Consider the following 23,650-nt stretch of genomic DNA (forward strand, 5'->3'; position numbering starts at 1 on the left):
CATTTAATTTTGATAACGGTACCTCTTTCACTACAGCCGATCTAACGGGTCCAGCAGGAGCAGATGGTGTTGACGGAGAAGACGGAAACGGTATTACTTCAGTAACGAATAACAATGACGGTACTTATACATTTAATTTTGATAACGGCACCTCTTTTACTACAACGGATCTAACAGGTCCACAGGGTATAGCGGGTAATGATGGAGAAGATGGTGTAGGAGGTGTTACAACCGCAGGTTCGGGGATTGCAGTAACCGGTGCAGGTACAGTAGCTAACCCTTATGTAGTTTCAACAAACTTCTCTGGTTATAATGGACCGGGTGGTATAACATCTTCTCATTTAGTAGTAGGTAACGGAACTAATTCAACATTTAAAGATGTAACGCTTAGTATTAATAACAATGTGATTAACTCTAACATGATTATTGACGGTGCTGTTCAAACTAATGATTTAGCCAACAATGTGGTTACTACGGCTAAGCTTGCAGACAACTCGGTAACATCTTCTAAAATAGTTGATGGTACGATACAGTCTCAGGATTTAGCAAATGATTCGGTAACAGCAGATAAGATTAATGGAAACGTTGCAGGTAACGGATTAATACAAAATGCATCGGGAGCTTTAGAAGTGAATGTGTCGGCTCTTACAGGTGACGGAAGTATAACTTCTTCTCATCTGGATGTACAGGGTGGTAACTACGCAACATTAAATAATGTGACTTTAGCTATTAATAACAATGTGATTAACTCTAACATGATTATTGATGGTGCTGTTCAAACTAATGATTTAGCGAACAATACGGTTACTACGGCTAAGCTTGCAGACAACTCGGTAACATCTTCTAAAATAGTTGATGGTACGATACAGTCTCAGGATTTAGCAAATGATTCGGTAACAGCAGATAAGATTAATGGAAACGTTGCAGGTAACGGATTAATACAAAATGCATCGGGAGCTCTTGAAGTAGATCCTTCTACAATTACAGGTGACGGTAGTATAACCTCTACTGATCTTGATGTTACAGGTGGTACTAATGCGGTACTTAACAATGTGACGCTTGCTATTGCCGATAATGCAGTAACATCTGCTAAGATTCAGGATGGTACGGTTTCAACCGCTGATATTCAATCAGGAGGAGATAATATGAGCCTTACAACAGATACTGATGGTAATGTACAATGGACAGCGACTCCTACAAGTATGACTCCTAAGTTCTTCTATATGCCGGCGGTAATATTTGATACATCGGTTAACGGAACTAACCTAAAAAGAAACCTATACCTGGAATATAAGGGGCAGTTTGCAAACCAGCAATTTGTACCAAATACTACTACAGGAGGTTCATTAAATACAGGAACTCCAAGTGGAACGTTTGTAGCGAGTGCAGGAGCACCGGCAGCAGTGCCAATTTTACCTCAGGCTACAGATATGTACTACTATATCACATATTATGATACTACGGTATTTGCCAATGTGAGTATTGGTGCTAACGGTGTACTTACCTACGATATTATAGGGTCGGGTACAGAGGCATCTTACATGAATATTGTTTTTGTAGTAAAATAAACTAACCTGCATGCGGGTGTATTTAATCCGCATGCATGGTTTAGCAATAAGAAATCATGCGAAATCAAGATAAAAAAATATTTAACCATAACTCTTTTAGGATAGCATTTCTTCTCCTGACTGTTGTTTTCTTTTCGGTAAATAAGGCGTATGCCCAGTTTGCCATATCAGAAGACTTTAGAGGAAGTGGTAATCCTAATGTCATAATTGGTGGTCCCGGAGGGTCGGCTGGTACAGCTTATCTTACATCAGGTATAGATGACCCGGTTAATCAGGGATGGTTAAGGTTAACAACTTCAGATGCCAATCAAAGAGGCTATGCTTATATCAATAATTCATTTCCTTCAACAGAAGGTGTTTTGGTGGATTTTGAGTATAAAATGTGGCGAGATGTAAATGATAATTACAGGGGAGCAGATGGTTTAGGGGTTTATCTTTTTGATGCGTCGGTACCGTTCCAGATAGGTGGTTTAGGAGGATCGTTAGGTTATGCACCTAACGGAGGTAACGGACTTGCAGGAGGTTATGTAGGTGTTGGTTTTGATGCCTATGGTAACTTTTCTAATCCTACAGAAGGAAGAGTTGGTGGTCCTGGTGAGCGACCTAATGCAGTAGTATTAAGGGGGCCTACCACTAATAATGGTGCTACTACTAACATCTATCTCGATCACGTTGAATTAGGTAACCGTAGCGGTGGTAATGATGCTATAAGGAACAGAAATGAGATTGATTATAACACAAGAGTTGATAATAGACCTGATGATGGTACTTTTTACAGAAGGGTTCAAATTGAAATATTGCCTTTGAATTCTAATGGGGTTTATTATCAGATAATAGTAAGATGGAAAAAATCTCCTACAGCTGCTTTTGAGGACTTAATTAATTATACTACAACCGATGCACCGCCACCATTATTAAAGCTTGGTTTTGGAGCTTCTACGGGTGGTGGTGTTAACTATCATGAAATAAGGAACCTATTGGTAACAACTCCAGGGAACCTTAGAGTAGATAAAAGAGCCAATAAAGATTTTTTAAGAACCGTTAATACAGGTGGTGCTAATCAGGTAACCTATACGATTGAAGTATATAATGATACTGATTTTGCTGCGCTTAATGTAGATTTTTTAGATAGACTGACTGATGGTGACGGTAATTTAATATCGACAGATGATTTTGATATTACTTCTATCACTACTGATGGTTTTACCTCAATAACACTACCTGATATAAATACATTAAATTCAAATGAGATAACCGGAACGTTTGATTTAGCACCAGGTAATATTGGTAAAATATATGTTACAGGACGATTATATTCGGTTCCACAAGGCAATGTTCTAAATAACTTTGTTGAGATTACTCCTTTATTATATGATGAAGATGTAAGTAATAATAGTAAACAAATTAGTACTCCTGTATATGCCGAAGGCTTGGATGTTGTGATTAACAAAACTGTAAATAGCCCTTGTTTGGATCCTGTAAGTGGTAATACATTCACATTACAGGTAGCTAACGTAGGACAAAATACAATAAATTATTCTTATACCTCAAGTGGGCCATGGTGGAGCAGAACTTATACAGCAAAAAGGATTAGGGTTACAGAAGTTGTTCCTCCGGGATATACTTTTACTCAAACACCAGCACAGTATAACGGTTGGCATCGTTATCAAAGTAATAATACTCCTTCGCAGGGATATACTACTTATACCTACAGTATTGGTGATAATGGCGAAGCGCAGGGAAGTCTAACTACGGGTGAAGTATATGAATATCCTATTACATATACTATTAGTGGCGTTAATACAGCTTATACAAATTCTGCTTCTGTAGTTTATGATCAGCAGGTAACAGAAACATCTTATGGTTATGTAATTTCGAGTTCTAATGCAGTAATTGAGACTAGTGGGAATCAAACGAATAATACTGATACGGTAGATATAACATTAAATCCTGTAGCTCCTACAGTTAGTTCTCCTATTTATTACTGTCAGGGAGAAACGGCATCACAATTAACAGCTACAAAAACAAATAGTTCATACACATTAAAATGGTATACGGTACCTGGTGGTTTTGCATCCAGCACACCTTTTACACCTAATACCAGTTCATCAGGTACGTATACTTTCTATGTAAGCCAGTTTAACGGTCAGTGTGAAGGTCCGCTAGCAAGTATTAATGTAATTGTTATAGCTGCTCCAACAGCAGGTGAAATAGGTAATGCACAAACTATTTGTAATGGGGCTACACCATCTGCAATAAGCAATGTAACATCGGGTACCGGTACTGGAACAGTAACTTACAGATGGGAATATTCTACAAACGGAACCAGTGGATGGACAGTTATATCGGGTGCTACAGGAGCAACCTATCAGCCGGGAGCCTTAACAGCTACGAGATATTACAGAAGAACGACCCTTGCAGCATCAAATGGTAAAAACTGTGAATCGGGACAAACTAATGTTATTCAGATAACGGTTAGAAACGCTATTAGCTCAGGAAGTATAGGCAGCAACCAAACAATATGTTATGGTGCTACACCTTCATTGCTTACAGGAAGTGTATCAGCCGACCCGGGAACAATAACTTATCGTTGGGAATCATCTGCAAACGGAAGTACAGGTTGGACAGCAACGGGTGGTACATCAAATAACTACCAGCCGGGAGTATTAACCGCTACTACTTATTTCAGGAGGATTACAAGATCAACATCAGGAGGTGTAACCTGCGAATCATCTCCTTCTAATACAGTAGTAATAACAGTAAACAGTCAGGTAACAGCAGGGAGTATAGGTAGTGACCAAACCATATGTAATGGTGATACTCCTGCACAGCTTACATCTGTAACAAATGGTACGGGTACAGGTACTGTAACCTACCGTTGGGAGTCATCTGCAAACGGAACTTCAGGTTGGACTACGATTTCGGGAGCGAGCAATGCTACTTATCAGCCAGGCGCGTTAACTGCAACCAGATATTACAGGAGGATAACTATAGCTACTTCGGGTACGGCTTGTGAATCATCTGCTACATCAAGCGTAAAGATTACGGTAAATGCTGTAGTAACAGCAGGTACTATTGACGGTAACCAAAGTATATGTACAGATACTGCTCCTGCATTAATCACATCATCTGTAGATGGTACAGGTACCGGTAGTGTTACTTACAGATGGGAATCATCTGACGACGGATCTACCGGATGGACAACCATTGCAGGTGCAACAGCTTCAACATACCAGCCGGGAGTTTTAACGGCATCAAAATATTACCGAAGGATAACGATAGCAACATCGGGCTTAGCCTGTGAGTCGTCGACAAGTAATGTAGTGGCTATAACCACAAGAAACTGTAAGGTTATAACCAATCCAATGATTTATCAAAGGGTAAAAAGTAATTAGAACAGATAGCCCCCTAATAACTGTTTAAATTAATAAAATGAAAAAAATAAACTTAACATACATGTTCCTGTTATTTTCAGGAGTTGTTTTAGCTCAAACCGGGCAAACCGTAAATAAAGGTATCCTTTATGTTAGTCCGGGTACGCTCGTTTCCGTAGAGTCTGATTTTGATAATACAGACTTGGGAGAGTATGAAAATAATGGAGAAGTATTGCTTAAGGGCAACTTTAATAATAATGGTATTACAACCTTTAATCCGTCTTATGCCGGATATACAAGGTTTGAAGGATACACTCAGCAGAATATAACCGGCAGCATACCAGCCGATTTTAACAATGTGTTGTTTTACAATTCTAACCAGCAGCCTGCTTTTCGTTTGTATGGGGATATTTCGATAAGCGGTAATGCCGATTTTTATAACGGAATTGTTCAGAATGATGTATTTGGGGGAATAATCATATTTGAGAATGAAGCAACACACACCAATACCAGTGATGATAGTTTTGTTGATGGCCACGTGATTAAAACGGGATACAACAACTTCACTTATCCTATTGGGGATGGGCAATACTACAGGTATGCTGCTATTTCTGCTCCTGAAGAAATTTCAGACAGCTTTACGGCTAAATATTATATGGAAGATTCTAATGCGCTTTATCCGCATGAGAACAGAGCACAGGAAATAGAACTTATTGACGGAAGAGAATACTGGACTATTGAAAGAACTGAAGGCGAAGCCGATGTTTTAGTAACCCTTAGCTGGGATGAGTTCACCACAACACCATCTGAACTTTTAGTAGAGCCTACAGAGGCTATAAGAGTAGTGAGATGGGATGAAGATTCCCAAATGTGGGTTGACGAAGGAGGTATTCAGGATATGTTTGACAGGACAGTTACCACTCCGGTACATGTGTCAGGCTATGGTGTGTTTACACTGGGAAGGCTAAGAAGAGGATACCTTCCTACAGAAGATATTATTATTTACAACGGTGTAACACCTGATGGTGACGGACAAAATGATTACTTCTATATAGAGGGAATTACTGCTCACCCGGGTAACACAGTACAAATTTTTAACCGATGGGGTGTAATGGTATTTGAAACAGCCGAGTATGACAGCCACGGAAATGTTTTTGACGGAGTATCGTCTGGTAGAGCTACCGTTACCCAAAAAGATAAACTGCCTGCAGGTACTTACTTTTATGTAATACAGTATCCTAATCAAGGGAGAACAGTTAAGAAAACAGGTTATTTATACATAAGTACAGAATAGAGTAATGAAGAGGGATAATAAAATGAAGCTAATAAATTTTAAACAGCAAATTGTATGTATGTTGATGCTACTGTCAAGTGGTTTTGCAAATGCACAACAGGATCCGCAGTATACACAATACATGTATAATACCATTAATGTAAACCCGGCCTATGCGGGGTCCAGAGGGCAAACCAGCATATTTGGTATTTACCGTGCCCAGTGGGTAGGACTTGATGGTGCGCCAACAACTGCTACGGCGTCTATTAACTCACCAGTAGGCGAGAAAATAGGTATGGGACTTTCGTTTACTAACGATAAAATAGGTCCTATGGATGATAATGCCATATCAGTAGATTTTTCATATACTATTGATGTATCATACAATTACCAGTTAGCTTTTGGATTAAAGGCTACTGCCGACTTATTGAATATCGATTTTACTAAGCTTAATATTTTTGATCCGGCAGACCCAAGGTTTCAAAACAATATTGATAACAAGTTCTCACCAAATATTGGTGCAGGGGTTTTCCTTTATTCAGATGATACTTATGTGGGAATTTCGGTTCCAAAGTTTCTGGAAACAAAACACTATGAGCACAATTCAACATCGGTAGCTACCGATAGGATGCACTATTATTTTATAGGAGGACATGTTTTTGACCTGTCTTACAACCTAAAGTTTAAGCCTGCAACTATGGTTAAGGCTACAAAAGGTTCGCCTTTACAGGTAGATGTCTCGGCAAACTTTTTATATAACGAGCAGTTTACGGTGGGTATGGGATACCGTTGGGATGCCGCACTGAGCGCCTTGATAGGTTTCCAGGTAACTAAAGATTTTTTCCTGGGGTATACCTATGATATGGAAACCACAAAACTGGCCGATTACAATTCGGGTTCACACGAGATATACCTGCGTTTTGAGCTTGTTAAGAAACATGAAAGAGTAGCTAACCCACGATTCTTTTAGAATTTATGGAGATTATAAAAATAAAATATACAAGACTTTTAATCTTACTGCTGTTTAGCTGTAACCTCGCTTTTGCTCAAATTCCCAGAAGGGAAATGAAACAGGCAAATATAGAGTTTGAGAATTATGCTTACAGCGATGCACTTGAAATTTATCTTGAAGTAGCTAATACCGGCTTCAGGTCCATAGAGCTTTTTGAGAAAACCGGAGACTGTTATTACTTTAGAGGGGAGCTGGATTATGCCTACCAATGGTATAACAAGCTTTTTAGCCTTGGTAAAAAAGTAGATCCCGAGTATTATTACCGCTATGCGCAAACCCTAAAGTTTGTAGGTAAGATAGATCAGGCAGATGAAAAGATGCAGGAATTTGCCAATATGAGCAATGACGACATCAGGACACAAATGTTTTTGGAAAATAAAGATTACCGAAAAGAGATTGATAAGAACTCTGATAAGTATACTATTGAGAAAATGAAAATTAATACTAAGTTTTCGGACTATGGTACTGCTTTTTTCGGGAAAGATAAAATTGTTTTTGCATCATCAAGAGATACTCTGGACGGTAAAAAGAAACGTAAAAAAGTAGACAGGTGGACTAACGAATCGTTTACCGGCTTGTACATAACATCTATTAAAGAAGACGACAGCCTTAAAGATGTAGTAGAAAAGTTTTCTCTTAATCTTGATACACAGTATCACGAGTCAACTCCTGTTTTTACCAAAGATGGTAATACAGTATATTTTACGCGTAACAACTATAATGAGGGTAAGGTTCAAAAGGATGACCATAACGGTATATTATTAAAAATTTACAAGGCTACTTTTAACGGCACCGAATGGACCGATGTAACCGAACTGCCTTTTAATAGTAATGATTACAGTTGTGCGCATCCTGCCTTAAGTGCAGATGAAGGGACGCTTTACTTTGCTTCAAACATGCCGGGAACCTTTGGTATGTCTGATATATACAGGGTAAGTGTAAATGGTAACGGAACGTTTGGTATGGCCGAAAACCTTGGTCCGGGTATTAACACCGAAGGACGTGAAACATTCCCTTTTGTGTCAGAGTTTGATGATCTGTATTTTGCATCTGAAGGGCATCCAGGACTTGGCGGACTTGACATCTTTATGAGCAAAAGAGAGCCCGACGGGAATTATGTAAGAGCTTTTAATATGGGGAGACCTATTAATAGTGAAAGGGATGATTTTGCACTGATATTTGATGCAGAATCTTCGGGAGGTTTCTTTACAACAAACAGAGGTGGTAATGATGACGTTTACAGCTATAAGGAAGTAGAGATTATAGATCCTGACTGTAGGGAGAAACTTGAAGGTTTACTTACTAAAGAGTTTACAGGAGAAGTGCTTGCTAATACCAAGATACAGGTACTTAATGAAGATGGAGAAGTAGTGACGGAAGGTGTTTCAGATGAAAACGGTAACTATTCTTTTGAGGTAATGTGTAAACAGATATTTACTATACAGCCTGTAATAGAGAAGAAAAAGGTTGTTATTGACCCTAATAAGAGTACTGACCTTGCTAAAGTATTTAATATAGAGTATATCTATTTTGATTTAGGTAAGTACAATGTTAAACCTGAAGCTGAGAAAGACCTTAATAAACTGGTCGCTTACTTACAACAAAACCCAGATGCACATCTGGATGTAAGAACGCATACAGATTCAAGAGCTTCCAGAAAATACAATCAGGTACTATCAGACAAAAGAGCTAACTCTATTATAGCCTATATCGTTAATCATGGTATAGATTCTTCACGTGTAAGCGGTAGGGGGTATGGAGAAACACAGTTGTTAAGCAAGTGTCCTGATGGTGTGATTTGTAGTGAGGAACAGCACAGGCTTAACAGAAGGTGTGAATTTATAATATCAGGAATGTAAAACTGTAGTGAGGCGGCATAAAATTTGTTTGTGGGGATAAACTTGTATGCTGCCGGTTGCTTCAGTAAAAATATTCGGTTATGCTTGGAAGCTTTAATTTAGTGGGGAAGCCAAAAGCAGCCGAAAACCGTGACAATTGAACCTTTTAAATGGTTTTGGCAAGTTGCATTAACAGTTTTCAATAGTGGGGATAAACTTTGATGTAGCAAAATTATTAAGGAACAGTTGTCGCACAAGGAGTGCAAAAGGTATTTTATAGTTTTAATAGTGGGGATAAACTTCTATACTAACACGCCTCCTTTAAAGCCCTGTTTATAACAGGGCTTTTTTATTTTTATACTGTTTTCCTTATTTATTTCTCAGCCGTTTTACCCATTTTACAACTTCAAACCATATTACCGATACAAATCCTGCAAGTATGCTTACTCCCAGTAACCATAGGGAAGGAGTACTAAATTCAAAGAACATTACAAACGGATCTATATACAATAATAAAAAGGTAAGCAATACCGTAATTCCTATTATTAGTGGGATTAGCCTATTCCTATATCCAAAAGAAGTAATAACCGAATAATAAAACGAACGGTTTACCAGTGTAAGGAATATATTAGCCGATATAAGGGTAACAAATACCATAGTACGTACGTGTGACTCGGTTAGGTTAAGTGAAACGGCATACAGGTAAATACCAATAGTTCCTGCGGTAATAGCCAGTCCCTGTATAATACTGGTTAAAAGTTCCCCTAAATTAAAGAAGGTGGCTGTAAATGGTCTTGGTTTATGGCTCATAGTATTCTTTTCCATAGGCTCATTCTCATAAATAATAGAACAGGTAGGCCCCATTATAAGCTCAAGGAATATAACATGTACAGGAGTAAAAATGTTTGGATATATCCAGCCTGCCGCCAGCGGTATAAACACTGTTAGTATGATAGGGATATGTATGGAAATAATATACTGTATCGCCTTTTTCAGGTTGGTATATATTTTTCTTCCCATAGCAATGGCATCTACCATTCTGGCAAGATTATCATCGGGTAGGATTAGGGAGGCAGCCTCTTTGGCAATCTCAGTTCCTTTTTTCCCCATGGCTATACCTATGTGTGCCGTTTTGAGTGCAGGACCATCATTCACCCCATCACCTGTCATGGCTACTACCTGATTGCAGGCTTTAAGTGCATTAATTATTTTGAGTTTGGCTTCAGGGAACATTCGGGTAAAAATAGCGGTATGCATTACCTTATCTTTCAGTTCCTCGTCAGTAAGTCTCATAAGTTCGTCACCGCTAAGGGTTTTGTCATAATCTTTAAAGCCAACCTGCCTGGCTATAGAAGCCGTAGTAAGTGCATTATCTCCTGTTACTATTTTAACCTCAATTCCTGCATCATAAAACGATTGGAATACAGAGGATATATTCTCTTTTGGCGGATCATAAAAGGCTACAATACCATTAAAGCTGAATTTGAAATCCTGCTGGTGTTCCGGGAAATTGTTTCCGTCAAAAACTGTATGTCCCACTCCCAGTACCCTAAAACCGTTTTCTGCCAGTTGAGCTATGGTATTGTTTACTTTCTCTTTTTCAACGTTTGTAAGTCCCGATACTTCCATCATAGCCTCGGGTGCACCTTTGGCAGCAATAATGCGGTTACCGTTACTGTCTTCAAAAATATGGGTCATCATAGGAGGTTTACCGCCAAGCGGATACTCGTGCACCATTTTAAAGTCAGGCCTTTTATCTTCCCCAAGTTTAACGTATGCTTCATGCAGCGCCGTTTCCATAGGGTCAAACGGAATAGGTTCGCTGGCCCACATGGCATATGAGATTAGTTCTTTATCATCTGGGTTCAGATTGTCCTCTACTGGGTTGTTTATTGCAAGGTTAGGAAAGGCGGCAACACGTGCCAGCGTCATTTTATTCTCGGTTATCGTCCCTGTTTTATCGGTACATATTACGGTGGCACTCCCCAGGGTTTCAACCGTTTTCATCTGTTTAACGATTATCCCGGCCTTCATTAGGCGCCATGCACCAAGTGCCATAAAGGTTGTGAAGGCTACCGGTATTTCTTCCGGCAGTATACTCATTGCAAGTGTAAGCGATTTTAAAAGACTGTCTATAATGTTGCCCGAGTTGATATAATTAAATACCCAAACCGCAATAAAAACAACAGCGCCAAGTATTACCATTTTCTTTACAAAATTGGCTATCTGTCTTTCCAGTGGGGTTTTCTCATTGCTGATGTCCTCCAGGCTTTTGCCTATCTGTCCCAGTCGGGTGCCTAAGCCTATGGCTATAACGCGTGCTACGGCAAGTCCCGATACTACAATTGTACCGCTATATACTTCTTTATCCTCTTTGTTTTGGTCTTTTGAGACAGGGAATGATTCTCCCGTTATGACCGATTCGTTTACCGAGAAGTCATTGGCCCGTACAATAACGCCGTCTGCAGCTACCGATGAACCTTCTTCTACAATCATAAGGTCATCAATAACAAGTTCTTCGTTATTTATGGTTTGTTCTTCGCCATTACGTATCACTTTGCAATGGGGGCGGGTATAGCTTTTAAGTTTTTCGAGCGCGTTGCGGCTTCGTGATTCCTGATAGAGCGAAATGGTGGCTACAAGCAGTATGGAGGCAGCCATAAATATACCATCGCCTATATCACCGCTAATAAAGTATATGGCAGCGGCTACCAGTAATAAAATAATCATGGGCTCTTTGACAAGATCTTTGAGCGCCATGATTATCCTGTTTTCTTTTTTGAAGTCTATAGCATTGCTGCCGTGTTTTTCTCTGGACTGTTCTACTTCCTGGGTAGTAAGTCCTTTGAGTCCGAAGTACTTTTGTTCCATCAAACAAGTATTAGTAGGTAAATATACTAAACTTCGGGCGTAGCTATGTTAATCTTTAGGTAATTCTATAGATGTCTGCAATACCTTTTGTGATAGACTGGAAGTCGATTTTCAAATCTACAAGGTTACCTGTTCTAAGGTCAAAAATCCAACCGTGTACTGTAAGGTTACGATTATTGATTGCTCTTTGTACCTCGGCAGTTTTAATCACGTTGATACACTGCTCCTGTACGTTAAGCTCAACAAGTCTGTCATAACGTTTGTCTTCGTCTTCAATGGCGTTAAGTTCTGCCTTATGTAAACGGTATACATCACGAACATTTCTTAACCACGGATTTAGTATCCCTAAGTCGGCCGACTCCATTGCAGCTTTAACACCACCACAGTTGTAATGCCCACATACCACCACGTGATTTACCTTAAGGAAATCAACAGCATAGTTGATAACAGACATCACATTAAGGTCACTGTTAGGTACCATATTAGCAATGTTACGGTGTACAAAAACATCACCTGGTTCAAGTCCCATAATCTCTTCGGCAGTTACACGGCTGTCAGCACATCCTATGTACAGGATTTCAGGCGACTGTCCTTTGGCTAAACTGTCAAAGTAAGACGGACTGTTTTTAAGTTGTTTGGCGATCCACTCTTTGTTGTTGTCAAATACTTTTTTAATATCCATAAATCAAGTTATCAGGGTTTCTTTTTTTCTATTTTCTCGTGTGTTTTAAGGTATTCACCTAATGCTGCTGATCCATACCATTGGGTCATTTCGGCTTCAAACAGTTTTTCTTTTACAGCAGGGTCAGATTCCAGTAAGGCTTCAGCTTCTTCTATAGTTTTTACATTAAAGATGAAAATACCCCTGTAGCCTTTGTCGTTTTTCATAAAAGGACCTGCTACTACCAGTTTGCCCGCACTGGCAAGGCGCTCTATATTTACCATGTGACCCCTAAACAGCTCGTTAAGCTTAGCTTGGTCTTCCACCTTGTTAGAGCCTGTTTTCAGGATAACAAAAACATATTGCTTCATGCCATAATCATCGGCACCCAGTGATTCGGCAAGTTCCTTATCATAATTAGGGTTTTCGGTTTGTGCCATGGCGGCAAAACCTAACGGGAGGAGCATTAATAAGAGTAAATGCTTTTTCATACTAGTGGTTTTAGCAGTTGTTTGACAGGTAAAGTTACTACAAATACATAAAAAAAACTCCGTTGATTTAGGCAACGGAGTTTTATTTTTATTGAGACTATTCAAATCCTTTAATGAGTACTTCCAGTATTTTGATAGCTGCCTCGCTGATTTTTGTTCCCGGTCCAAACACGGCAACTGCCCCCGCATCAAACAGGTACTCGTAATCCTGAGCCGGGATAACCCCGCCTACAATTACCATAATATCTTCACGTCCGTATTTTTTAAGTTCGGCAATCACCTGTGGAACTAACGTTTTGTGACCTGCGGCAAGCGATGAAACTCCTAAAATATGAACGTCGTTCTCTACAGCCTGTTTTGCTGCTTCGGCAGGAGTTTGGAATAATGGTCCAATGTCTACATCAAAACCAACATCGGCATAACCTGTTGCTACTACTTTAGCACCACGGTCGTGCCCATCCTGACCCATTTTTGCAATCATTATCCTTGGGCGTCGGCCTTCCAGCTTAGCAAATTCATCTGCAAGCTGTTTTGCTTTTTCAAAGCTCTCGTCGTTTTTAATCTCTTTGCTGTACACTCCGCTAAATGATTTGATTTGTGCTTTATATCGTCCGAAAACTGTTTCCAGTGCATCACTTATTTCACCCAGGGTAGCCCTGTGACGTGCTGCATCTACAGCAAGTTCAAGCAGGTTACCCCCGCCTGATTTTGCCGATGCAGTAAGTTTCTCAAGGCATTCGGTAACTTTTTGATTGTCACGGCTGGCCTTAATGCTGTCAAGACGTTCAATTTGCTGACGGCGTACAGTTTGGTTATCTACCTCAAGAATGTGAAGCGGATCTTCTTTCTCCAGCCTGTATTTGTTTACACCAACTATAATATCCTGTCCGCTATCAATACGAGCCTGTTTTCTGGCAGCAGCCTCCTCAATACGAAGTTTAGGTATACCTGCCTCAATAGCTTTGGTCATACCACCAAGTTCTTCAACCTCTTCGATTAAAGCCCAGGCTTTTTCGGCGATTTCTGCTGTCAGGCTTTCTACATAGTAGCTTCCGGCCCACGGGTCTACCGTTTTGGTTATTTTGGTTTCTTCCTGAAGGAATATCTGTGTGTTACGTGCAATACGTGCCGAAAAATCGGTAGGTAGTGCTATGGCCTCATCCAGTGCATTGGTGTGAAGGGATTGTGTTCCTCCAAATGCTGCTGCGGCAGCTTCGATAGCTGTACGTGCCACATTGTTAAATGGATCCTGTTCGGTTAAACTCCATCCGCTAGTTTGGCAGTGCGTACGTAATGCCAGTGATTTTTCACTTTGTGGGTTAAACTGTTTTAGTAATTTAGCCCATAACATACGGCCTGCACGCATTTTGGCAATTTCCATAAAATGGTTCATGCCTATAGCCCAGAAGAACGAAAGGCGCGGAGCAAACTTATCAATTTCCATACCTGCTGCTATCCCTGTACGGATGTATTCCAGTCCGTCTGCAAGGGTGTAGGCCAACTCAATATCGGCAGTGGCACCGGCTTCCTGCATGTGGTAACCGGAGATACTGATAGAGTTGAATTTTGGCATCTTCTGGCTGGTATATTCAAATATATCGGCAATAATTTTCATGGAAGGAGCAGGGGGGTAGATGTATGTATTTCTAACCATAAACTCCTTAAGGATGTCATTTTGTATGGTTCCCGAAAGTAGTTCAGGCTTAACGCCCTGCTCTTCGGCTGCTACAATGTAAAACGCCATGATAGGAAGTACAGCTCCGTTCATAGTCATGGAAACCGACATTTCGCCCAGCGGAATCTGGTCGAAAAGTATTTTCATATCCTCTACACTGTCAATGGCAACCCCTGCTTTACCTACGTCGCCTACTACACGCTCGTGGTCACTGTCGTACCCTCTGTGTGTGGCAAGGTCAAACGCTACCGATAATCCTTTTTGCCCTGCGGCAAGGTTACGGCGATAAAAGGCATTACTTTCTTGGGCAGTAGAGAAACCTGCATACTGACGAATGGTCCACGGGCGGCGCACGTACATTGTACTGTATGGTCCGCGAAGGTTAGGCGCAAAACCTGCACCAAAGCCTAAATGCTCCAGGTTCTCAATATCTTCTTTACTGTATGTTTCTTTTACATTAACACCTTCGGCGGTAACAAAATTACTTTTTTGCTCTATCGGTTTAGGGGTGCTGTTTGTATCAAGCTGTATGTGTTGTAAATTCTTTCTCATGTTACCTGTTATTCTGCACCTGTGTTACTTTTTTCATCTTCCAGCCTTTGCTGTTCTGCTTTTTCGGCAAGGCGCTTTTCTATAATAGGGGTAATAAGTGTTTTTCTCGGGTTGCTTTTAACAAAAGGATAAAGTTCTAAGTCATGACTCATCCTGTCGTCTTTGTTAGGGTATTTGTTGGTTCCTAACAGTACCTCTTTACCGTTGTCAAAAAGTTCCTGTTCTTTTGCTGCGCTTTCCTGTATTTTACGCTGAATGATACCTTCTTTCAACTGAGTAAGGAATCCGCCTGCGGCTTCAATATCTTTAAACAGGGCTAAGGCTTTTTCTGCCAGTTGATGCGTAAGCTCTTCTATATAATAAGCTCCGTCTGCCGGGTTGTTTACCTTATCAAAGTAACTTTCGTGTTTTAGTACTAATAGCTGATTGCGTGATATCCTGTCGCCAAACTCATTGTCTTTATGGTATAACACATCATAAGCCAGATTGAAAACTGTATCGGCACCACCCAGTATTGCACTCATACACTCTGTAGTAGTGCGAAGCATATTTACGTTATAGTCGTAAAGTGTTTTATTACGCTTAGTTGGTGCTGCGATTATATGACACTCCAGGTTGTGGTCGTATTCTTTAGCGATGAGGTTAAATAAAAGCCTCATGGCGCGTAGCTTGGCAATTTCAAAAAAGTAATTTGTCCCTACAGCCACTTGTAATACTATAGGTTTACTTATAGTAGCAACACGGTTAAAGTATTCGTTAGCATGACCAAGGGCATAGGCTATTTGTTGTACAATATTAGCTCCTGCATTTTGGTACACACTGCTGTCTACACTTAAGAAATGTATATTAGTACAGGCAATGGCTATGGTGTTTAAGGCCTCGAAGTCTTTTTCAAGATTTGTGAACCAGTTTCCGTCTTTAGTCAGTTGACCTATAGGATCTAACTGTACAAAGAAGGAAGCATTTTTAGCTTTAGCAATGCTGTCCAGTTTTTTTAAGAAATCGATTGAAAGGAAATTCAAATAAAAGTAAACCGGAACGCTTTGTAAAGGTAGGCTGTTAACCAGCTTCTCTACATCTACCTGCTCATTAGGGATGGTAAAACGGATACTTTCGGCACCACGGTTAAGTGTTTCTTTTGCACGTGCTATTGATTTGTCCAGATCATGAACAAATATATTCTGGCAAATTTTAAACTGTGAGGTGTGGGTTGTAACCTGTAATGGTTTTTCAAACTCATCAATATGGTAAAACGGTTTTACCTTAATCCCTTCCGGGCTTTCCCAAATAAGAGTTTCGTTGTAATCGGCTCCTTTCAGCTCATACTGTATCTGTTGTTTCCATTGTTTGGACGATACAGGTTCAAATTCATTAAATAAATTTTCGCTCATGCGTACCATTTTAAAGAGATTTCGTGTCCTCATCGGGCACGTTATCTTCAAATTCTATGATATATATATCTTCATTCTCACGCTTCATGTAATACTTTTCGCGTGCATATTTTTCGGTCTGGTCAGGATTATTAAGTTGCTTAATACTGGCGCTGTCCTTTTTTATTTCCTGAATGTAGTATGCCTTGTTTTCCTCCAGTTCCTCTAATTCTTTATTAATAGTCCTGTTTTCAAAGTAGGAATAATTATCAAGGAACATAAGCCAAACAGCTAAACCAATAAGCACCAAAACGTATTTGTTTCCTAAGAATTTAAGGAAAGGGTAACGGGTGATTAATTTGCCAAATGGTTTTTTCATTAGTACATTGATAATTTACTTTACAAAGTAATGGTTTTTTTTGCAAATTATTCAGCGAATTACCTTTAAAGTATACGTTGGTTGATTACTGCTCTTACCACATCAATAGCAACGGTATTATACCTGTCATGCGGAATGATAATATCGGCATAAGCTTTTGTAGGTTCAATAAATTGTTCGTGCATTGGTTTAAGGGTAGTTTGATATCTGTTTAGTACTTCTTCCATATTACGGCCACGTTCGGCAATGTCGCGTTTTAGCCTTCTAATAAGTCTTTCGTCGGCATCGGCATGAACATATACTTTAATATCGAACATTTCCCGCAGTTTCGGGTCAGAAAGTATAAGTATACCTTCTACAATCATTACCTTTCTGGGGTGTGTTATTATGGTGTCTCCCGTACGGTTGTGTGTAACAAAAGAGTATACGGGCTGCTCAATAGTTTTACCTTCCTTAAGTTCTTTAAGATGCTGGGTAAGGAGTTCAAAATCAATTGACCTTGGGTGGTCAAAATTAATTTTTGCCCTTTCGTTATAGCTAAGGTTTGAGGTTTCCCTGTAATAGGAATCCTGAGAAATAATGCCTACTTCTGTAAGCGGAAGTTCGTTCATTATCTGGTGTACTACAGTTGTTTTTCCGCTTCCTGTACCACCTGCAATCCCAATAATTAGCATAACAATCAGTTTTCCTTGTGACTTTGCAAAAATAACAAAATAACCCCGTGTTTTTAGATTTGGAAATGTATTTACGTTTAAGGCATGGTCAAATAATATTATATTTGGAACAAAACTATTGTTATGCTAAGAAAACTATTACTAACACTTTGTCTGTTTGTTGCTTTTGGGGCTTTTGCTCAGAGAGAAGTAATCTATCAGGTTTACCCGAGGAGTTTTTATGATACCAATAAAGATGGCTATGGCGATTTGGAAGGGGTAAGGCAAAAGCTGGATTACCTGCAATGGCTGGGAATAAACACTATTTTGTTAACTCCAATTTATGAGGCAGAAGATGTTATGAATTATTATGCATCTAACTGGGGTAAGGTAGATGCTACCTATGGAGCCTTTAAAGGTTACAGGGATTTGATACAGGAAGCGCATCGTAGGAAAATGAAGGTGTATCTTGATTTTGACTTGCGTTACGTTACCGAAAAGCATGACTGGTTTGCTAAAAAAGAAGAATGTAAAAACTGTCTGTTACAGGATAGGAATACAAATTATGTATCGCTAACCGGAGAAAATGCCAAGGCTTATGCAGTGAACTTTAAAGAAGCTAAGGTTAGGGGAGAAATACTGAAAATGCTGGAATACTGGATTAATCCAACCAATAGCCCTATTTATTATGCCGGTGCTGATGGTTTGAGGTTTAGTAACGTGGCCGATGAATTTGAAGGGCAGAAAAACCTGTTAAGGGAATTTTGGGTTCCGGTGATAAAAGGAATAAAAGATTTTAGGGCAGACGTTACTGTTATGGCTTATCCTGCCGATGATAAAGCACAGCCTTCTGATTTTTATAATGTAGGGTTTGATGTGGTTTTTGATGTCAATTTAAATACTGCATTAATGTCTTTTGATAAAGAGAGGATTGAAACGGCTGCACTTTCTCTAACCCGTAAGGATAGTATGCCGGCAACTAAAAGAATAGCTGTGTTTACTGATGATAATTATGTTGGACGATTTTCAACAATTAGAATTACAGATGACAGGCAAACTAAGATGGTTTCGGCTCTTAATTTACTGTTAGGAGGTATGCCGTCAATTTATTACGGACAGGAAACAGGTAGTGTTCAAATTGATGAGCTGGGAGGGACGGAAGCTATTAACTGGTCGGTTAAAGATTCGGTATCCGGCAATGCTATATGGTTTAATCCTTTGGCCGAGTCAAAACAAATGGTAATGAATAAAGTACCTGTTGATGAGCAGATAAGAGATAAGGCTTCATCCTGTAATTTTTTCAGGGAAATAATCAGGAACAAAAACTTACAGCCTGCACTTGCATTGGGTGATTATATACCACTTACAAATACTAACGAAAATGCGATATCTTTTTTAAGGGTGTTTGAAAACGAAAAGGTACTTGTAGTTGTGAACCTTTCCGGTGAAAGACAATCGGTTTACATTGAACAGCAAATGAATTTAAAACTTAATAATACCAGGATGCTTGTAGGTGATGAATTATGGAACTTTAAAAGAGGGGGTAGGGTTACTACATTACCGCCTTATGCTATAGCCGTTTGGAGATTTAACTAATGATTAGATTTTAATATAAAAAACGAAAGCCTCCCTTAAGGGAGGCTTTCTGTTTTTCAAAGTAAAGTAGGTAGTCAAATATTATGCAGGGTTATAGCGGTTAAATAGGATACCCTTTTGTTCCATTCATCTGTTAGGCTGAACTGATTGGAAGGGATACGCCATATTTTAGTTTCATAAATACATTTGCCATAGCATTCCAGCTCTTTGGCAGTCGAATAGTCTTTTAGTTTCTCTAAGCCTCTCATGGCAATAATGGCTAGGTGAGGTTTGATATTAAGTCCCATAACCGAATCCATTATATGAGAAATTTTTTTACGTTGCTCAGTGGGGCAATTGGAAACCATTAAGATATTCTTTTTTCTTACAGTTACCAGATAGGTTCCGTCACTAATGTCGGCAGATGAGGGGACGGGTTCCATAAATGTTCTGCCGGTTTCATGAAAATACAGCCTTCGTATAGATTCAGGCTTGAGTTTTTTGCAAACAGCATTAATGGTCTCAGCCTTGCCAGAGCTTCGGGACCCTTTGATAATAATGTACTTCATAGTGGAAATTGTTTTGGTGATTACATAACAAAGTACAGAGGCGATTGTTAGCCATTTCAAATACACGCATAAATATACAGTCCAAATTTGTTGAACTATATCCAGTTGCTTCCTTCATGTTTTTAGATACAATCATAAACATATCATGGCTAAAATTTAGCACAGCACTCTTATAGAGAGCAATTACTGCCTCTGGTTAATTCTCTTTTTGGGTCGTTTATAGTGAGAAGTGTGTATTCTTTATATTTTTGACGTACTCTTTTTTAAAATTTATTTTTTTAAATAAATATGATAATACGTTCTTTTTTTCATAAAAAAAATATGAATAAATAGCTTGTTTCTACTCAAAAATACTATTTACGTAATTAATCACCTTACGGTTTTCCATAAGTTTAATTTTCTTTTTTTAAGTTTTATACAACGGTTTAGATATCTATATGCTATTTAAATATTTATTTTTTAAATAATACCTAAATCTTTAGATATAGCCACCAAATGAATGGTGTTTTTAGCCTTGAAAAATATTTTTAATTTATTTATTCTTTTTTCAATGCTGCTTATACTGGATGGTGATTTTCCCTGTTTTTTTAGCAGGTAACTTATTTCATCCTGAGTAAGCCCTTGTGATAAATTACGTATCAGTTCTATGTCAAAGTCTTCTATCTCAAAGAAAACGTCATCCTTTAGTATCTGTCCTAATTTTGGAGAGATGTATATACTTTGTTTTTTGGAAAGCGCATCTATTGCCTCTATAAGTTCCAGTGTGCTTTCACGACCTTTTGTGACATAAGAGTTTATTTTATATTCATCAAAAAGCTGCTTAATTCTGTAAGGCCTGTTTTCTATAGAGTAAACAATGATGTTTATGTCCGGCTGTTCGTTCTTAATACTTTTAATAAGTTGCTCGCCGGTTGTTATTTTAGATTCCCTGTGATCTTCAATAAACGAAAGGTCGGTAATTACCAAATCGTAAGGAGCTTCTTCAATAATCCCTTTCTTGATTTTTAAAAAAGCCTCGTCACAATATTTGGAACTGGTTATGTTAACATTGTATTTTTCCTTGAGGGCTGTACTAATCCCAAGGTTTACACTGTCTATATCTTCTATTATTAGGATTTTTTTGAACATAAAGGTCATGAGGGGTAACTTAATGTCAGGCTTAGTCCCTTGCCTGGCTTTGGTTCAAAAATAACTTTACCATTTATAGAAACCATACGGTTTTCCACATTCAACAGTCCATTTTTGGTACTATTTGGGTTATTTGTTAATCCTTTTCCGTTATCAGAGTAACTAATGGATATCCTGCTTCCTTTATGCCTGAATTGTATGACTACTACAGAGGCACTGCTGTGTTTCCTCATGTTTATCATTAATTCCTGTAAGGCTCTGTAGGCAGCTATTTTTTTTGACTCACATACTTTAATCCAGTTAATGCTTTCAATGTCTTTTATGATAATATTAACTTCGGGGGTTTGATACTCGTTAAGCATCAGTTTAAGCTGTTTTTTGTAACCGTTTCCGGTATCAATATTGTTTATTTCCCTGGAAAGGTTTCTGCTTTTGTTATAAATAAAGTCGAGGTCAGAAAGTAACCTTTCTTTATATTCGGGGTTGTTCAGGTCTTTTACAGAGACATAGCAAAGTATGTTGTATAGCTCATTTGCTATTTCGTCATGAACTTTTTTAGCCAGTTTTGTTTCAGTTTCATACCCCGACATTATTTTATGTTTTTTGAGCTTATTCTTAAAAAGTGAAAAAAGCGAAATAATCAGGATAGTCATAAAAATTACAGCTATAAGCAATATTTTGGCTATTGGGTACTGAAATGACAGTACAGGTACTGTGCTATGAAACGGTGGTATATGGGTATAAAAATCCCATAGGGCTGTTTTTACCCATAAATGATGTTCGGTAAGGTGTGAAACAGCCTCGTTGGCTGTTTGCATAAATTGCTTAATCATCTAATGATTGAATTAAATTAATAATGGCTTTAAGGTCAGACTGCCATTTTTATTAATTCACCCGTATCTCTATACGGGTCTTTATTACAGTGATTTTAGCTAGTTTTTTTGTAATAAGTCAATCAAAATTCAGATGTAAAGAACAACTTAACAGTTGGGTATTTTTGCTGTGTCATTTGAATGGAGAAATCAGAGTCTGCCAAAAATACGAGTTGCCCGTACTTATCTTTGGCAAGAAACTTCTGTTTAATCCTTTTAAATTCGGCAAATTCTTCATTCTTGGAGTCTTCCGGCTTTACCCAACACGCTTTAAACGCCGGGAAGTTCTCATAAGAACATTTTGCACCATATTCGTGCTCTAGTCTGTACTGTATAACCTCATACTGAAGTGCACCTACAGTACCAATTACTTTACGATTGTTCATCTCTAGTGTAAATAACTGTGCTACCCCTTCGTCCATTAGCTGGTCAATACCTTTTTCCAGCTGTTTTGCTTTCATTGGGTCGGCATTATTAATATACCTAAAGTGCTCAGGAGAGAAGCTTGGTATCCCTTTAAAGTTCATTATTTCGCCTTCAGTAAGGGTGTCACCAATCTTAAAGTTTCCTGTATCATGAAGTCCTACAATATCACCAGGGTAAGAAATATCTACAATCTCTTTTTTCTCGGCAAAAAATGCATTAGGACTTGAGAATTTTAATTTTTTATCTAATCGTACATGAAGGTACGGTTTATTTCTTTCAAATGTACCAGAAACAATTTTAATAAATGCAAGCCTGTCCCTGTGTTTAGGATCCATGTTGGCATGTATTTTAAATACAAAGCCAGAGAATTTCTCTTCATTTGCACTAACCGTTCTCGTGTCAGAATCTTTAGCCCTAGGTGACGGAGCGATTTCTATAAAGCAATCTAAAAGTTCCCTAACACCAAAGTTGTTTAATGCCGAACCAAAAAATACAGGCTGTAGTTTACCTTCAAGGTAAGCCTGCCTGTCGAACGATGGATATACCTCATCAATAAGTTCGAGTTCTTCCCTAAGCCTTGTTGCAGGAGCTTCTCCTACAATTTTTTCAAGTTCAGGGTTGTTTATGTCTGAAAAGGCAATTGTTTCTTCTATGTTTTTACGGCTGTCTCCGCTAAAAAGGTTGATGTTTTTTTCCCAAATGTTGTATATCCCCTGGAAATCGTATCCCATACCAATAGGGAAACTAAGTGGTGTAACGGTTAATCCCAGTTTTTGTTCCACTTCGTCCATAAGGTCAAATGCATCTTTACCTTCACGGTCAAGTTTGTTAATGAAAACCAACATAGGGATATTCCTCATTCGGCAAACCTCAACCAGTTTTTCCGTTTGTTCCTCAACCCCTTTTGCAACGTCAATCACAACAATAACGCTGTCTACAGCGGTAAGTGTTCTAAAGGTGTCTTCGGCAAAATCCTTGTGACCCGGGGTGTCAAGAATGTTTATTTTTTTGTCTTTGTAGTTAAATGCCAAAACAGAGGTAGCAACAGATATACCTCTTTGTCTTTCAATTTCCATAAAGTCGCTGGTTGCGCCTTTTTTAATCTTGTTACTTTTTACGGCTCCGGCTTCCTGTATAGCACCACCAAAAAGAAGAAGCTTTTCGGTAAGTGTTGTTTTACCCGCATCGGGGTGTGAAATAATTCCAAAAGTCCGTCTTCTCTCAATCTCTGTTTTAAAGCTCATTATCGTTTACCTCGAATTTCATTAAAATCTACACTGCAAAAATAGCTTTTATACGCAAAAAACAGAATTAAAACACTTTGCATTTCGTCGATAAAATCATGCAGTTCGTCGATGATTTT

17 protein-coding genes are annotated in these 23,650 nt (G+C 38.8%); 6 read left to right on the forward strand and 11 right to left on the reverse strand.

The window, feature by feature from the left end; translation table 11 throughout:
• The 5 genes from V3Z67_RS07700 to V3Z67_RS07720 form a co-directional block, all read left to right on the forward strand.
• On the forward strand, positions 1–1,568 hold a 1,568-nt coding region (locus V3Z67_RS07700), incomplete at its 5' end, for a beta strand repeat-containing protein (RefSeq protein ID WP_330442752.1).
• Between the two features lie 56 nt (positions 1,569–1,624).
• Positions 1,625–4,963 (forward strand): hypothetical protein, encoded by a 3,339-nt coding sequence (locus V3Z67_RS07705; RefSeq protein WP_330442753.1) that lies wholly within the window; start codon positions 1,625–1,627, stop codon positions 4,961–4,963.
• Between the two features lie 37 nt (positions 4,964–5,000).
• Entirely contained in the window at positions 5,001–6,236 is a 1,236-nt protein-coding gene (locus V3Z67_RS07710; protein ID WP_330442754.1) for a gliding motility-associated C-terminal domain-containing protein, read from the forward strand.
• Positions 6,237–6,294: 58 nt separating this feature from the next.
• Positions 6,295–7,185: a PorP/SprF family type IX secretion system membrane protein gene (locus tag V3Z67_RS07715; protein WP_330442755.1), complete on the forward strand. Its 891-nt coding sequence runs from the start codon at positions 6,295–6,297 to the stop codon at positions 7,183–7,185.
• Between the two features lie 95 nt (positions 7,186–7,280).
• Positions 7,281–9,086: an OmpA family protein gene (locus V3Z67_RS07720; RefSeq protein ID WP_330442756.1), complete on the forward strand. Its 1,806-nt coding sequence runs from the start codon at positions 7,281–7,283 to the stop codon at positions 9,084–9,086.
• A 348-nt stretch (positions 9,087–9,434) separates the two neighbouring features.
• Here V3Z67_RS07720 and V3Z67_RS07725 read toward each other — a convergent pair whose 3' ends face one another.
• From V3Z67_RS07725 to udk, 7 genes are all read right to left on the reverse strand, one after another.
• Positions 9,435–11,936, reverse strand: coding sequence for a cation-translocating P-type ATPase (locus V3Z67_RS07725; protein ID WP_330442757.1), 2,502 nt, complete (start codon positions 11,934–11,936; stop codon positions 9,435–9,437).
• A 55-nt stretch (positions 11,937–11,991) separates the two neighbouring features.
• The gene (locus V3Z67_RS07730; RefSeq protein ID WP_157483421.1) at positions 11,992–12,618 is read right to left on the reverse strand and encodes a carbonic anhydrase; all 627 of its coding nucleotides are present in this window, start codon (positions 12,616–12,618) and stop codon (positions 11,992–11,994) included.
• An 11-nt stretch (positions 12,619–12,629) separates the two neighbouring features.
• Positions 12,630–13,088, reverse strand: a complete 459-nt coding sequence (locus V3Z67_RS07735) for a YciI family protein (RefSeq protein WP_330442758.1) — start codon at positions 13,086–13,088, stop codon at positions 12,630–12,632.
• A 97-nt stretch (positions 13,089–13,185) separates the two neighbouring features.
• Complete coding sequence (gene scpA, locus V3Z67_RS07740; RefSeq protein WP_330442759.1) at positions 13,186–15,315, reverse strand: methylmalonyl-CoA mutase; 2,130 nt, start codon at positions 15,313–15,315, stop codon at positions 13,186–13,188.
• Between the two features lie 8 nt (positions 15,316–15,323).
• Positions 15,324–16,706, reverse strand: coding sequence for a methylmalonyl-CoA mutase subunit beta (locus V3Z67_RS07745; RefSeq protein WP_330442760.1), 1,383 nt, complete (start codon positions 16,704–16,706; stop codon positions 15,324–15,326).
• Between the two features lie 10 nt (positions 16,707–16,716).
• Positions 16,717–17,064, reverse strand: a complete 348-nt coding sequence (locus V3Z67_RS07750) for an FtsB family cell division protein (protein ID WP_052123490.1) — start codon at positions 17,062–17,064, stop codon at positions 16,717–16,719.
• A gap of 65 nt (positions 17,065–17,129) precedes the next feature.
• A complete protein-coding gene (gene udk, locus V3Z67_RS07755; RefSeq protein ID WP_330442761.1) occupies positions 17,130–17,738 on the reverse strand; it encodes a uridine kinase in 609 nt (202 codons plus the stop codon).
• Positions 17,739–17,861: 123 nt separating this feature from the next.
• Between udk and V3Z67_RS07760 the strand changes: the two genes are divergently transcribed.
• A complete protein-coding gene (locus V3Z67_RS07760; RefSeq protein WP_330442762.1) occupies positions 17,862–19,313 on the forward strand; it encodes an alpha-amylase family glycosyl hydrolase in 1,452 nt (483 codons plus the stop codon).
• 74 nt (positions 19,314–19,387) lie between these two features.
• Here V3Z67_RS07760 and V3Z67_RS07765 read toward each other — a convergent pair whose 3' ends face one another.
• The 4 genes from V3Z67_RS07765 to V3Z67_RS07780 all read right to left on the reverse strand — a co-directional run bounded on the left by V3Z67_RS07765 (position 19,388) and on the right by V3Z67_RS07780 (position 23,531).
• Positions 19,388–19,861, reverse strand: a complete 474-nt coding sequence (locus V3Z67_RS07765) for a hypothetical protein (RefSeq protein ID WP_330442763.1) — start codon at positions 19,859–19,861, stop codon at positions 19,388–19,390.
• Between the two features lie 459 nt (positions 19,862–20,320).
• Positions 20,321–20,989 carry a response regulator gene (locus tag V3Z67_RS07770; RefSeq protein WP_330442764.1) on the reverse strand — a complete coding sequence of 223 codons (669 nt, stop codon included), beginning with the start codon at positions 20,987–20,989 and terminating at the stop codon, positions 20,321–20,323.
• Between the two features lie 5 nt (positions 20,990–20,994).
• Positions 20,995–21,822, reverse strand: a complete 828-nt coding sequence (locus V3Z67_RS07775) for a sensor histidine kinase (RefSeq protein WP_330442765.1) — start codon at positions 21,820–21,822, stop codon at positions 20,995–20,997.
• Positions 21,823–21,944: 122 nt separating this feature from the next.
• Complete coding sequence (locus V3Z67_RS07780) at positions 21,945–23,531, reverse strand: peptide chain release factor 3 (protein ID WP_330442766.1); 1,587 nt, start codon at positions 23,529–23,531, stop codon at positions 21,945–21,947.
• Positions 23,532–23,650 lie beyond the last annotated feature (119 nt).

It is taken from the genome of Flavobacterium sp. C4GT6, assembly GCF_036347315.1.
Lineage (GTDB): Bacteria > Bacteroidota > Bacteroidia > Flavobacteriales > Flavobacteriaceae > Flavobacterium.